The organism is Flintibacter sp. P01028 (genome assembly GCF_041925235.1).
Taxonomy (GTDB): domain Bacteria; phylum Bacillota; class Clostridia; order Oscillospirales; family Oscillospiraceae; genus Lawsonibacter; species Lawsonibacter aceti.
Genome location: NZ_JBHEVC010000001.1, coordinates 392,058 through 405,073, shown reverse-complemented (window position 1 = coordinate 405,073; position 13,016 = coordinate 392,058). Strand labels below are relative to the sequence as shown.

Here is a 13,016-nt window from a genome sequence, read left to right as displayed (position 1 = left end):
CAAAGCCACTTTTTCGATAGTAGCAGGAGGCCGGCACCCTTTGGGCGCCGGCCTCCTGTCATAGATGAAGGGGCAGAGGAGAACGCAGGTCAAAGGGAAAGCGGCCTGGCCCGCACACCTCCCGCATCTCCTCCGCCCGGTCGTCAAAGACCGGGTCAGATACTCCATAGACCTGCCAGCCCGCCTCTCTGGCGGCCCGGCAGTAGACGGGGGAATCGTCAAAGAGGACGCAATCTCCCGCTTCCAGGCGGCACAGCCGGGCCACCAGGCGGTATAGTTCCGGGTCCCGCTTCTCCAGCCCCAGCTCTGCGGCCGTAAAGACCCGGTCCAGCAGAGGGAGGAGGCGGTGGTGTTCCAGAGCGGCCGAGCACAGGCTGGGGATGCAGGAGGTGAGGAGGGCGCGGGGGATGCCGGACGCCCTGGCCCGCTCCAGAAATCCGCGTGCCCCCGGCTTCAGCTCCAACTGGCCGGCATAGGCCGACCGGGCCATCTCCCGCCAGGCAGAAATGATTTCCTCCGGAGTCAGGGGCAGGCGGAAATAGTCCCGGGTGTATCGGGCCGAGTCATCAAAGCCGTGGTGGGTCACATAGCCGGTGTAGTCCTCCGGCACCGAGCCGATGCCGAAGCGGCCCAGAAATTCCACGTCGATGTCGAGCCACACTCCGTTGGAGTCCAGCAGGGTGCCGTCCAGATCAAAAAAGTACATAAGAGACCTCCAGAAGCAGAAATGGGAAAAAAGGATGCAAGGATGCGATTTGACAGGTTGGCGGCCTACAAGGGGCGCTCATCTTTTTTTACTTGCGCCCGGCGGGGTTTTTTGCTATAATATCCCCGTTTTTGACCCGCTTCGGCGGCCCATCCCACCTATGATACCACAGCGGGCCCTGATCCTGCAATCGGGAGTTGATATCCATGTCCCCAAAGACAATGAAATTACTGGCCAAGCCCATGCTCTTTGCCGCCGCCATCATCTGGGGCACCTCCTTCTTCATCATGAAGAACGCCCTGGACGCCCTGCCTCCCTTCTATCTGCTGGCCATCCGCTTTACCGCCGGGGCAGTGCTGCTGGCCCTGATCGCCTGGAAAAAGTGGCAGATATTCACCTGGGACCACCTGTGGCGGGGGGCGGTGATGGGCGCCTTCCTCTTTTTGGCCTACTCTATCCAGACCTTCGGCCTGACTTTGACCACTCCCTCAAAAAACGCCTTTCTCACCGCCGTCTACTGCGTCCTGGTCCCCTTCCTCTCCTGGGCGGTGATTCGGGTCCGGCCAGACCGGTTCAACATCGCGGCGGCCCTGCTGTGCGTGACCGGAGTTGGCTTTGTCTCGCTGACAGAGGAGCTGACCATTAACGCCGGCGACCTGCTGACCCTGGTGGCCGCCTTTTTTTATGCCAGCCATATTGTGGCGGTGGCCAAGGTCTCACCGGGAAAGGATATCACTCTGCTCACTGTGTTCCAGTTCGCCTTCGCCGGGCTGTATGCCTGGATTGGCGGCCTGCTGACCGAGACATTTCCCGCCCAGGCGCTGACTGACCCGGCGGTAGTCCTGCCTATGGCCTATCTCTGCGTCATGGCCACCACCGTGGCCCTCCTGTTTCAGAACGTGGGCCAGGTCTGGTCCGACCCCGCCTCCGCCTCGGTCATTTTGTCCCTGGAGTCGGTGTTTGGCGTGCTGTTCTCCGTGCTGTTTTATGGCGACCCGGTGACCGGCCGGCTCCTGATCGGATTTGGACTGATATTCGTGGCCGTGGTGTGCTCGGAAACCAAGTTTTCCTTTCTGAGGAAGAAAGAAGAGAATACAATCTGAAGGGACCATGCCCCGTCTCATTCCCCCGCCCTATGGCGGGGGATTTTACTTTTATAAAAGAAAATAAAAAATTAAATTAAAGATTGACTTTAATAAAATTAAAGTATATAATGAGAACACAGAGAAAGGAGGTGGCCCCGTGGCCATAGAACTGCTGCCCGACTGGATGACCGGCTTGGAAGAGGAGGATGTGTCCTTTATCAAAAAGTTCATCCTCGCCTCCGGTTCCTTGAAGGAGGTGGCCGCCCAGTACGGGGTGACTTATCCAACGGTCCGGCTCCGTCTGGACCGCCTGATCCAGAAAATCAGGATCGGGGAGGATACCGCCGCCGACCCCTATATCGCCACCATCAAGCGGCTGGTGGTCAATGATAAGCTGGACTTTGACACCGCCAAACTGCTCATCGCTGAATATAAGAGAACGAAGGGAACGGACCTCGGATAGCCGAGGGCGTGAAAGGAGATAATATTATGATGATTGCGTCTGTAATGGGGATATTTGGGCTGCTCATATGGCTGGCGTTTCTGCTGGTGCCCATCGCCCTGTTGATTGTACTCCAGGTCTGGCTGTGTAAAAAGAGCTTAAAGCTGGGGCTCATTCTGCCAGCGCTGTCCCTGTGCCTGTCCCTGCTGATGGTGTTCAGTCTGGCCTCTTTTACTAGTTTCTCTGGCGGCGGGTCCCTCGTATTGGAGGGAGGGACCAACGCTGGACTGGAGAGCGGCCAGGACAGGGAAACGGTCCAGCGATGGGAAAGCAGGGGCGGCACTGTCACCGTCTATGACGGGGAGGGGAATATCATCGACCAGTACCCGGACCCCAACTATGACCCGGACCGGGCCAGGGCGGACGCCGTCCAGACCGTCGTCACCTTAGTAGTCATGCTTCTGGTATCCAACATCCCCACCGTGGTCTTCGGCGGCATCTGGCTCCACTATAAGGGCCGTCGGGATACCCAGGACGACCTGAAGCGGATGAGGGTGGAGGACCTGGGATAAGATAAAAAGAGGGCGGCAGCCCTCTTTTTATTTTGTCTGTAACCTTTTTGGAAGCTGGACCGTGTACTGGATAGAAAGAACGAGAGAAGGGGGGAGGACCATGGAACGGGAGGAGGCGGAATGGGTGGTTCAACGCCACGGGCAGACCGTGTACCGGCTGGCCTATGCCCGGACCGGGAATCGGGAGGACGCGGAAGACGTGACCCAGGAGACATTCCTCCGTCTGGTCCGGGCCGCCCCGAAGTTCCGGGACGAGGACCACTGCCGGGCCTGGCTGCTGCGGGTGGCGGCCAACTGTGCCCAGGACCTGTTCCGCGCCCCGTGGAGGAAGCGGGAGCGGCCCATAGAGGAGGCGGAGCGCGTCCCTGCCCCCGGCCAGGTCCCGGAGCCGGGCGGGGTGCTGGAGGCGGTGCTGTCCCTTCCGGAGAGCTACCGGCTGCCGGTCCACCTGTTTTACTACGAGGGGCTGTCCATTCGGGAGATCGCCGGGGTGCTGGGCAAGAGAGAGGGAGCCGTGCGGACCAGCCTCACCCGGGCCCGGGCCCTGCTGCGGGACAAGTTGAAAGAGGAGGGGGACTATGTTTGAGCGGGAATACCGGCGGGAGATGGACCAGGTGAAACTGTCACAGGTGGAGCTGGACCGCTTGGTGAACGCCATGGCCGAGGAGAAACGGCGTCATAAGAGAGGAAATCTGGGGGTTCGGGTGCTCCTGACCGCGGCGGCGGTGTTTCTTTTGACCGCCTCGGCCCTGGCCCTGTCCCCGACCTTGCGGTCCCAGCTGACCCAGGTCCTTGGGAACTTTGGGCCGTACAGCCAAAGGATAGAGGCCGGGACGGCTGCCGACCAGGGGTATGAGGTCCAGGTCCTGTCGGCGGTGACCGACCAGTACCGCCTGAAGCTCTATGTCCAGGTGCGGGACTTGACCGGACAGCGGATGACCGATGGGGAGATCCGGCTTGTATGCAGGATCGGGCGGGAAACACAGACTCTGACCACACACGGCCGCTGTGTGGGATACGATCCGGATTCCCACACGGCCCTGTTTGAGGTGAGCGAATTTTGGGAGGAGGCCAGCGGCCTGGAGGAGGAGCTGACCCTGGAGGTGATCTCCGTGTGGCCCAGATACTATTCTTTCGGCGGTGAGCCCCTGCCCCTGGAGGAGGTCACCGGGCGGACGCTGGACTGCATGACCCTGGAGAACGGCCAGGTGGTGGTGGCCCCCGGGCAGACGCCGGCGCCGCTGGAGGGCTTTGAATGGGCGGAGCTGTCCTCCATGGGCTTTGCGGAAGACGGCACCTTCCAGGTGCTGTTCCGTCTGGCGGAGGGGGCGGACCCGGAGGAGTCGGACATCCTGGCAGACATTCTTGTGGACGGAGAGCCCCCGTGCAGACATCTGGGTGATATCAACTACACATTGGATGGGCGGACTTATGTGGGGGTTTCCTATGAGAATATCAGCCCGGCGGACCTGGGGCATTTCACCAGGGCCACGGCGGGGGGAGATGTGGTCATGGGCCGGAAGACCAAGGGGGATTGGGCGCTGTCCTTCCGGGTGGACAACCTGCCGGTGCGGGAATATGCCCTCTCCGGGCTGACGGACCAATATCAACTCCCCTGCAAATTGACGCTCACCCCCCTGGGGGCCATGCTCACCGGGGATTATGAGGCGGGCTGGAGGGGGATGCACCCCTTCTCCCTGATCCTGGAGGACGGCAGCCGGCTGGAGGAGGTATACATCCGGCATGGGCGCATGACACCCGGCAAGGAGAGCGTCTTGGGCAACTGGGACTTTGGACAGTTTTTGGATTTGGACCAGGCTGTGGGCCTGGAGCTGGGCAGCTGGTATATCTCCCTGTCCGGGGAAGACACCGGCACGGTCTATCCCCTGGAGGGAAGGGAAGCGTGGGAACAGGGGATGATGGCCCCTTAACAAATCAAAAGAGCGGGGAGCGGCCATCGCCGGTCCCCGCTCTTTTGCCGTTCTTTTTTACAGGGCGGGCTGGACCAGAATGCCCTCCAACAGGCCCCGGTGGACGGGCCGGAGCCCCTTGAGGGAGCAGAAGTCGGCGGGCCGGAGCAGGGTGGGTGGCTTGGGCAGTTCCACCGCCCCGCAATCCGCCAGAAGCCCAGCCACAAACTGGGAGCAGAAAAAGTGGTGCCGCCGCTGGAGGGACAGGTTAAAATAGCAGGCGAACGCCCCAAGCACACTGTAATGGTACTCCTCCCGCTGGGCGTACATGGCCTGAAGCTGGCGGCGGAGGGCTATGTAGGTATCCTGGCTCACCCTCAGCTCATAGAGGCAGCAGGGTACTGCCCGCCGGCGGCCGGTGACCTGCTCCTCCACCAGTCCGGCGGGGAGGGCAAAGTGTTCGTATTTTCTGGCAAAGCTGTAAAAGGGTCCAGCGGGCCCATCCAGCCCAATCGAGGCGTGGGTATAGTCGTCCTGGGTGGCCAGGTGGATCAGCCGGGAGAACCAGGTGCCTGACCGGGTCAGCAGAATATGGATGGCGCGCTCCTCCATGACAGAGCCCTCCTTTGTTTCTTTTCTGGCCCTATCTTACCAGAATAGTTCTAAATCCCGCTGAAGGAAAGATTAAGATTTCCCTAAAATACAGAAAAAACGGCTCTGGGCGAATGAGGCCCGGAGAGGCCCGCCGGACCTGGAAATGGCGTTGCAATCTAGTGCGGATTTTGCTATAATATAACATCTATTGGTCTGTCCCTTTTTCGGAGCTTAGGAAGGATGGGATCGGTCCCGCCTTCGAAAGATATGAGGTGGCCTTTTTGTACTTAAAAGCGCTTGAGATCCAGGGCTTCAAGTCCTTTCCCGACAAGACCGTGCTCACCTTCGGTGAGGATATCACCGCCATCGTGGGCCCCAATGGTTCGGGCAAATCCAATATCTCCGACGCCATCCGCTGGGTCATGGGGGAGCAGTCCACACGGGCCCTACGGGGAGGCAAGATGGAGGACGTCATCTTCGGCGGTACCGCCAAGCGCAAGCAGACGGGATATGCCGAGGTGTCTCTAGTGCTGGACAACACCTCACACATTTTCGACATGGAGGAGTCCGAGGTGATGGTCACCCGGCGGTACTACCGCTCCGGGGAGAGCGAGTATTACATCAACCGCCGCTCCGTCCGATTGAAGGATGTCAACGAGCTGTTCATGGACACGGGTCTGGGCCGGGAGGGCTACTCCATCATCGGTCAGGGTAAGATCGACGAGATTCTGTCTGTCAAATCCGCTGACCGCCGGGAGGTCTTTGAGGAGGCGGCCGGCATCTCCCGCTACCGCCACCGGAAGGAGGAGGCCGAGCGCCGCCTAGAGCGGACGGACGAGAATCTGGTGCGCATCAACGACAAGATATCGGAGCTGGAGCTTCAGGTGGAGCCGCTCCGGGAGCAGAGCGAGAAGGCCAAGAAGTATCTGGTCCTGCGGGATGAGCTGCGGGGGCTGGAGATCTCCGTGTGGCTGGACACATTGGAACGTATTCGGGCCAGCAATATCAAGCTGGAGGCTGACTATCAGGAGACCGCCCGCCAGCGGGAGGAGGCTAGAACGGCCCAGGAGAAAGCCTATGCCGCCGCCGAGACCTATTCGGCCCAGATGCGGGAGAAGGACGTGGAGGCGGACCGCCTCCGCTTTGAGATGCAGGGCCGGGAGGCCCAGGCCAACGAGCTGGAGTCGGCCATCGCCGTACTGAAGAGCAGCATCCAGCACAACCTGGAGTCCGCCGCCCGGTTGAAGGCCGATTTGGAGCAGCAGGAGGGCCGGGAGGGCTCCCTGTCCGCCCAGATCGAGCAGCGCCGGGAGCGGCTGGAGGAGATCGAGGGCCAGTTGGCCCGAACCCAGTCAGATCTGAAGGTCAAGGGTCAGGAGGCGGAGGAGACCGCTCGCTCGGCGGGCACTCTGGCCCGGGAGCTGGAGGAGCTGCGGAACCGGGCTGACCTGGGCACCGCCGGCGCTGCCGAGGCCAAGGCTCTGCTGTCCGCCCTGGCCGCCGCGGCCCAGGAGGTGCTGGACCGGGATGAGACCGTCCGCCGGGAGGCCAATGAGCTGGAGGAACGCCTGGAGGAGGGACAGAAGGAAGTGCGCTCCGCCAAGCGCAGATATGATGACGCGGTGGAGGAGCGGGACGGGGTCCAAAACGTCATCAACGGCTATCAACTGCGGATGGAGGCCCGCCGGAAAAAGGCCGAGGGCGCGAAGGACACCCACATGAAGCTCCAGATGGAGGAGAACGCCCTCACCTCCCGGATCAAGCTGCTCACAGAGATGGAACAGATGCATGAGGGCTACTCCAAGGCGGTCAAGCTGGTGATGGGAGAGGCCCAGCGGGGGGCGCTGAAGAATATCCACGGTCCGGTGGCCGACCTGCTGAAGGTGCCCGACCGATATACCGTGGCCATTGAGACCGCCCTGGGCGGGGCCATGCAGAACATCGTGGTGGACCGGGAGGAGGACGGCAAGGCCGTCATCAACTACTTAAAGCGGAGAGATGGGGGCCGGGCCACCATCCTGCCCATCAGCTCCATCCGACCGGGAGAGCTCCGGGAGGGAGCGAGCCTGAGCAAAGAGTCCGGCTTCGTGGGAGTGGGGGACCAGTTGGTCCGCTTCGACCCCAAATATCAAAATGTATTTTCCAACCTGCTGGGACGGGTGGCGGTCATGGAGGATCTGGACGCCGCCATCGCCGCGGCCCGAAAATACGGCTATAAATTTCGTATCGTCACCCTGGACGGCCAGGTGCTCAACCCCGGCGGCTCTATGACGGGCGGCTCCGCCAGCCGAAGCGCCGGTATCTTGAGCAGGGCCAACGAGCTGGAGCGGCTGAACCAACAGCTGACTGACATCCGGGCACGGGTAGCCGATGGGGCCAAGGCACTGGCAGAGGCGGAGCGGGAGCAAACTGCCGCCGCCTATGAGCTGGAGGCCGCCCAGAGCCAGCTGCGTCAGTGGGAGGACGCCATTTTGAAGGCGGAGGGAGAGCTGTCCCACGCCCGCAGCGTGGTCTCCGAGCTGGAGCGCCAACGAGAGAGCCAGGAGAGTGAGCTGGAGGGCTTGAAGAACCGCTCTGTCCAGATTGAAACAGACACCGCGGCGGCCCGTGTCCGCATCCAGGAACTGGAGGGGGAGACCGCCGCTCTAAAGAGCGAGGCCGAGGGCAAGGCCAAGGGGCAGACCGACCTACAGGAGCGCACTGCCCGCATCGCCCAGGAGGTGGCCCAGCTCACCGCTGTCCAGGCCGCTCTGGAGGCGGAGCGGGAGGCCACCCGCTCTGGTCTGGAGGAGCTGGAGCGCCTGAAGGCATCCATGGCCGGGGACCGGGACCAGGGCCGGGCCCTGATGGCGGACTATGAGGAGAAAAACCAGGGCTTTGCCCAGGAGATCGCCCAGAAGGAGGAGGCTCTGGCTTCCCTCCGCCTGGAGAACCAGAGCCGAACCGACGCCATCGACCGCATGAACCAGGAGAAGCTGGAGCTGGAGGGGGAGCGTATCAAGGCCACCCGGGAGAGCCAGAGCAAAAACGAGGAGCTGCTCCGTCTGGAGGGAGAAGTGTCCCGCCTGGAGCAGAAGAAGGTTTCCGCCTCCATGGAGGAGAAGCAGCTTCTGGACAAGCTGTGGGAGAACTATGAGCTGTCCCACGAGGCCGCCCGCCAGCAGCGGGTGGAGATTGAGTCTGTTCCCAGGGCCAGCCGCCGCATTGGAGAGCTGAAGCGGGCCATTTCCGGCTTGGGGAACGTCAATGTAGGCGCCATCGAGGAGTTCCAGCGGGTCAATGAACGGTATACCTATCTCACAGACCAGCGGGACGACGTGGACCGGGCGAAAAGGGAACTGGAGGAGATTATCGCCAATATTACTGGCGAGATGAAGACCATCTTCGAACGGGAGTTTAAGACCATCAACGAGGCATTCGGCCAGACCTTCCTGGAGCTTTTTGGCGGGGGTAAGGCCACCCTGGAGCTGGAGGACCCGGAGGATATCCTCAACTGCGGCATCGAGATTAAGGTTCAGCCCCCTGGTAAGGCGCTGAAGATCATCACCCTGCTGTCCGGCGGGGAGAAGGCCTTTGTGGCCATCGCCCTGTACTTTGCCATTTTGAAGGTCCGGCCCACCCCCTTTGTGGTGATGGACGAGATTGAGGCCGCTCTGGACGACAACAATGTGGTACGGTTTGCCCGCTATATGCGCTCCATGGCCGAGCGCACTCAGTTCATCGTCATCACCCACCGCCGTGGCACCATGGAGGAGGCCGACGTGCTCTACGGCGTCACCATGCAGGAGCAGGGAGTGTCGAGGATGCTGACCATCAACCTGAATGATGTGGAAAAGGAATTGAATATCCGATAGCGCCTCCCTGTGGCTGCATGACGGGGCCCCCGCCTAGCCCCCGTCATGGGCCGGGTGGGGAGAGGACGAGCAGCGGAGTGAGTGAGCTCTGCCCGCCAGGGCGAAGCGAAGGATACGAAGCTTGCGAGGACGAAAAAGCGGGGCGTGAGCCGGATGCCGACCATCGACCTGAATGACGTGGAGAAAGAACGGAATACCCGGTGATGATATGGAATACCCAAAGCGCAAGCATATCCGACTAAAGGATTATGATTACAGCCGTGCGGGAAGCTACTTTGTTACAGTCTGTGTCCAGGACAGACGGTGCCTGTTGTCTAAGGTCGTAGGGCGGGGGCTTGCCCCCGCCGAGATCAGGCTGACCGCCTGTGGCCGTGTGGCGGAGGAAGAACTGCTGGCTCTGATGGAGCGTTACCCCATGATCCGCCTGGATAAGTATGTTATCATGCCCAACCATATCCATATGCTGCTTCGAATCACCCAGGAGACGGCGGAGGCAAGCCCCCGCCCTACCTTGATGCAGGCAATGGCCGCATGGAAGTCTCTTTCCACCAGAAGGTGGAATAGGATGACGGGAAACGCCGGAGAGAAGCTGTGGCAGCAGGGCTACTATGAACACATCATCCGGGATGACAATGACTTTATGGCCCACTGGACCTACATCGACCAGAACCCCGCCAGATGGAGCGAGGATGAATATTTTGGAGGTACACCGTGAACGAAAGCGGAAAGAAAAAAAGCGACGGGCTGTTTATCGCCGGCGGCATCGCCCTGATCGCCGTGCTGGTCATCGCCATCAAGCTGATATTCGCCTGGCTGGGGGCGGCGGTCCCACCGGAGCGGCTGAATCCGGACCTGGCGCAGAGTCAGGGGGTGACAGAGCAGATGGAAACAGACGCCCCGGCTTTCTGCCCGTTCTGCGGAGAAACGCTCCACGACAGCTTCCGTTGGGGGCAGTTCTGTCCCTGGTGCGGGGAGAAGATAGAGCGGTGATATGAGAAAGCTGAAGTGCCTGCGATGCGGCCGGAGCATGAGCCGCATCAAGAGGGAACACCTGTTTATGGGCCAAATTGGGTGACAGTGGGGAGATGCATACTATCACCCAGCAGTGGGCTGGATGTGGATGTTTACTGCTGCCCGGACTGCGGGAAACTGGAATTTTACCGGGGAGAAAAGGACCGGGACAAGCGGGTGGCCGGACAGTCCATAGCCCAGGTAAAATGTTCCAGGTGCGGAGGCCGCTATGACCTGGACAGCTGCAAGTGCCCCTTCTGCGGAGAAGAGAATGACAAGCTGTTTTAAGAAAGGAACGAATTGCCCATGGGCTTTTTTGATAAACTGAAAAAAATCAACATTTTTGCCAGTTTCGGCTCGGAGCTGACGGACGACTTCTACGACGAGCTGGAGGAGTCCCTCATCCTGGCCGATACCGGGATGGACGTGACCTTGGAGCTGGTGGAGGCGCTGCGCCGCCGGGTGCGGGAGGAGCGGATCAAGACCATGGAGGAGGCCCGCTCCGCCATGGTCCAGATCATCGCTGAGGCCGTGAACACCGGGGGTGCGGCTCTGGACCTGTCCACCACCCCCTCTGTGGTACTGTTTATTGGAGTGAATGGGGTGGGTAAGACTACCACCATCGGCAAGATCGGCCATCAGCTCCGAAAGGAGGGAAAGAAGGTCCTCTTCTGCGCCGCGGATACCTTCCGGGCCGCCGCCGCCGAGCAGCTGACCATCTGGTCCGACCGGGCTGGGGTGGATATCATCAAGCAGCACGAGGGGGCCGACCCCGCCGCCGTAGTCTTTGACGCTATGAGCGCCGCCAAGGCCAGGAAGAGCGACGTGGTGCTTGTGGACACCGCCGGGCGGCTGCACAACAAGCAGAACCTGATGAACGAGCTGAACAAGATCTCCCGGGTCATTGACCGGGAGCTGCCTGGCTGCGCCCGAGAGACTTTGCTGGTGCTGGATGCCACCACCGGTCAGAACGGTCTGATCCAGGCCAAGCAGTTTCAGGAGGCCGCCGGTATCACGGGTATCGTCCTCACCAAGCTGGACGGCACCGCCAAGGGGGGCATCGCCATCGCCATCGCCAAGGAGCTGGGTGTGCCGGTCAAGTACGCCGGTGTGGGCGAGAGTGTAGACGACTTGAAGCCCTTTAACGCCGCGGACTTTGCCCAGGCACTGATTTGAGATAGGAGCCAGATACTGGGGGGCGGGTAGATGGAGTTTAACTGGAGCCTGTTTGGCGCGTTGTTTGGGTTTGGGCTTATCGCCGCGTGGAAGCGTGATGGGTTCACCTGGAAAGATATGCGCCTGTGGGGCGAGAGGGTCACGCCCAAGCAGAGCCGGGAGAATCTGATTGGACTGGGCGTGCTGGGCGCCATCCTGCTTACCGCCGTCCTGTTTTGCCTGGTGGATTGAGAAAATTTAAGAGATCAATTTACACACTATCCAAACATTTCTGGCCTGACCTGTGGTACAATAAAGAAAAAACGTGAGAGGAAGAAATTACCATGTCCCGAATCGACGGAAGAAAAAACGATGAGCTCCGCCCGGTGGAGATCATCCCTAATATCAACAAATTTGCCGAGGGTTCCTGCCTCATCCGCTGCGGCAACACCCATGTGCTGTGCACCGCCAGCGTGGAGGACCGGCCGCCCCGCCACGTCCCCGAGGGGGAGGGATGGGTGACCGCCGAATACTCCATGCTCCCCCGTGCCAACCGGGAGCGGTCCCGCCGGGACATCTCCAAGCTGAAGCTGAACGGCCGCTCCGCCGAGATCCAGCGGCTCATCGGCCGGGCCCTGCGCTCGGTAGTGGACATGAAAAAGCTGGGCCCCTGGAACATCACCATCGACTGCGACGTGCTCCAGGGGGATGGGGGTACCCGCACCGCCTCCATTACTGGGGGCTTTGTGGCTATGATGCTGGCCTTCCGAAAAATGATAGAGGCCGGTCAGCTGGCGGAGTACCCCGTCAGCGGCTATGTGGCCGCCGTGTCCGCCGGTATCGTGGATGATGTGCCCCTGCTGGATCTGTGCTATGAAGAGGATTCCTCCGCTATGGTGGATCTGAACTGCGTTATGGACGACCAGGGCCGCCTCATCGAGATCCAGGGAACTGGGGAGGAGCGTCCCTTTACCCTGGATGAGCAGCGGCAGCTGGTGGAGCTGTGTGAGAAGGGCATCCTGCGGCTCCAGGCCCTTCAAAAAGAGATATTGGGTCTATAAAAGACGGGAGGGAAGGACATGAAACTGGTGCTGGCCAGCAAAAATAAAAAGAAGCTGGTGGAGATGAACGATATCCTGTCCCAGCTTGGAATCGAGGTCTGCTCCGAGGCTGAGGCGGGGGTGGATGTGGAGGTGGAGGAGACTGGAACTACCTTTGAGGAGAACTCTCTGCTCAAGGCCAGGGCTGTTATGGAGGCCAGCGGCCTGCCCGCCATCGCCGACGACTCCGGCCTGTGTGTGGATGCGCTGGGTGGGGCGCCCGGCGTGTACTCTGCCCGTTATGGGGGCGAGGGACTGGACGACATTCAGCGGTACCGCCTGCTGTTGGAGAACATGAGGGGGCAGATGCCCCGGACAGCTCGCTTTGTCAGCGTCATCACCTGCTGTTTCCCCAACGGAGATGTGATTTCCGCACGGGGAGAGTGCCCCGGCACCATCGCCTTCGCCCCCATGGGGGAGGGCGGCTTCGGCTATGATCCGGTGTTTTTCGTTCCCACGCTGAAAAAGACCTTCGCCCAGCTTACCGCCGAGGAGAAGAATGCCATCTCCCACCGGGGAAAGGCGCTGGAGGCATTTCAGGTCAAACTGAAGGAGTACCTGTCCAAATGACAGAAATCAAAAGATAG

At 60.8% G+C, this 13,016-nt stretch carries 16 protein-coding genes; 14 read left to right on the top strand and 2 right to left on the bottom strand.

Annotated elements, in window-relative coordinates; genetic code table 11:
* Positions 1-58: 58 nt before the first annotated feature.
* Positions 59-706 carry an HAD family hydrolase gene (locus ACEVJK_RS02010; RefSeq protein ID WP_374739863.1) on the bottom strand — a complete coding sequence of 216 codons (648 nt, stop codon included), beginning with the start codon at positions 704-706 and terminating at the stop codon, positions 59-61.
* Between the two features lie 206 nt (positions 707-912).
* On the opposite strand from ACEVJK_RS02010, the gene ACEVJK_RS02005 reads away from it, so the two are divergent.
* The 5 genes from ACEVJK_RS02005 (at position 913) to ACEVJK_RS01985 (ending at position 4,736) form a co-directional block, all read left to right on the top strand.
* Positions 913-1,809 (top strand): DMT family transporter, encoded by an 897-nt coding sequence (locus ACEVJK_RS02005; protein WP_262669243.1) that lies wholly within the window; start codon positions 913-915, stop codon positions 1,807-1,809.
* A gap of 139 nt (positions 1,810-1,948) precedes the next feature.
* The gene (locus ACEVJK_RS02000) at positions 1,949-2,254 is read left to right on the top strand and encodes a DUF2089 family protein (protein WP_147570728.1); all 306 of its coding nucleotides are present in this window, start codon (positions 1,949-1,951) and stop codon (positions 2,252-2,254) included.
* A gap of 26 nt (positions 2,255-2,280) precedes the next feature.
* The gene (locus ACEVJK_RS01995) at positions 2,281-2,805 is read left to right on the top strand and encodes a hypothetical protein (RefSeq protein ID WP_147570727.1); all 525 of its coding nucleotides are present in this window, start codon (positions 2,281-2,283) and stop codon (positions 2,803-2,805) included.
* A 100-nt stretch (positions 2,806-2,905) separates the two neighbouring features.
* Positions 2,906-3,391 (top strand): RNA polymerase sigma factor, encoded by a 486-nt coding sequence (locus tag ACEVJK_RS01990; RefSeq protein WP_147570726.1) that lies wholly within the window; start codon positions 2,906-2,908, stop codon positions 3,389-3,391.
* Positions 3,384-4,736, top strand: coding sequence for a hypothetical protein (locus ACEVJK_RS01985; RefSeq protein WP_340405229.1), 1,353 nt, complete (start codon positions 3,384-3,386; stop codon positions 4,734-4,736). Before ACEVJK_RS01990 ends, ACEVJK_RS01985 begins: the two co-directional genes overlap by 8 nt.
* A 57-nt stretch (positions 4,737-4,793) precedes the next feature.
* Here the strand turns inward: ACEVJK_RS01985 and ACEVJK_RS01980 are convergent, their stop codons facing one another.
* Positions 4,794-5,327 (bottom strand): hypothetical protein, encoded by a 534-nt coding sequence (locus ACEVJK_RS01980; RefSeq protein ID WP_147570724.1) that lies wholly within the window; start codon positions 5,325-5,327, stop codon positions 4,794-4,796.
* Positions 5,328-5,581: 254 nt separating this feature from the next.
* On the opposite strand from ACEVJK_RS01980, the gene smc reads away from it, so the two are divergent.
* The 9 genes from smc to ACEVJK_RS01935 all read left to right on the top strand — a co-directional run bounded on the left by smc (position 5,582) and on the right by ACEVJK_RS01935 (position 12,999).
* The gene (gene smc, locus ACEVJK_RS01975; RefSeq protein WP_374739862.1) at positions 5,582-9,163 is read left to right on the top strand and encodes a chromosome segregation protein SMC; all 3,582 of its coding nucleotides are present in this window, start codon (positions 5,582-5,584) and stop codon (positions 9,161-9,163) included.
* Between the two features lie 81 nt (positions 9,164-9,244).
* The gene (locus tag ACEVJK_RS01970; RefSeq protein WP_279287563.1) at positions 9,245-9,367 is read left to right on the top strand and encodes a hypothetical protein; all 123 of its coding nucleotides are present in this window, start codon (positions 9,245-9,247) and stop codon (positions 9,365-9,367) included.
* A gap of 4 nt (positions 9,368-9,371) precedes the next feature.
* Positions 9,372-9,878 (top strand): transposase, encoded by a 507-nt coding sequence (locus ACEVJK_RS01965; RefSeq protein WP_374739861.1) that lies wholly within the window; start codon positions 9,372-9,374, stop codon positions 9,876-9,878.
* A complete protein-coding gene (locus ACEVJK_RS01960) occupies positions 9,875-10,153 on the top strand; it encodes a hypothetical protein (RefSeq protein ID WP_374739860.1) in 279 nt (92 codons plus the stop codon). The genes ACEVJK_RS01965 and ACEVJK_RS01960 overlap by 4 nt, the downstream gene beginning before the upstream one ends.
* Before the next feature lie 126 nt (positions 10,154-10,279).
* Positions 10,280-10,462, top strand: coding sequence for a hypothetical protein (locus tag ACEVJK_RS01955; protein WP_374739859.1), 183 nt, complete (start codon positions 10,280-10,282; stop codon positions 10,460-10,462).
* A gap of 18 nt (positions 10,463-10,480) precedes the next feature.
* Positions 10,481-11,350, top strand: coding sequence for a signal recognition particle-docking protein FtsY (gene ftsY, locus ACEVJK_RS01950; protein WP_374739858.1), 870 nt, complete (start codon positions 10,481-10,483; stop codon positions 11,348-11,350).
* A 30-nt stretch (positions 11,351-11,380) separates the two neighbouring features.
* Positions 11,381-11,581, top strand: a complete 201-nt coding sequence (locus ACEVJK_RS01945) for a hypothetical protein (protein WP_374739857.1) — start codon at positions 11,381-11,383, stop codon at positions 11,579-11,581.
* A gap of 92 nt (positions 11,582-11,673) precedes the next feature.
* Positions 11,674-12,390: a ribonuclease PH gene (gene rph, locus ACEVJK_RS01940; RefSeq protein WP_147570718.1), complete on the top strand. Its 717-nt coding sequence runs from the start codon at positions 11,674-11,676 to the stop codon at positions 12,388-12,390.
* Positions 12,391-12,408: 18 nt separating this feature from the next.
* Positions 12,409-12,999, top strand: coding sequence for an XTP/dITP diphosphatase (locus ACEVJK_RS01935; RefSeq protein ID WP_147570717.1), 591 nt, complete (start codon positions 12,409-12,411; stop codon positions 12,997-12,999).
* Positions 13,000-13,016 lie beyond the last annotated feature (17 nt).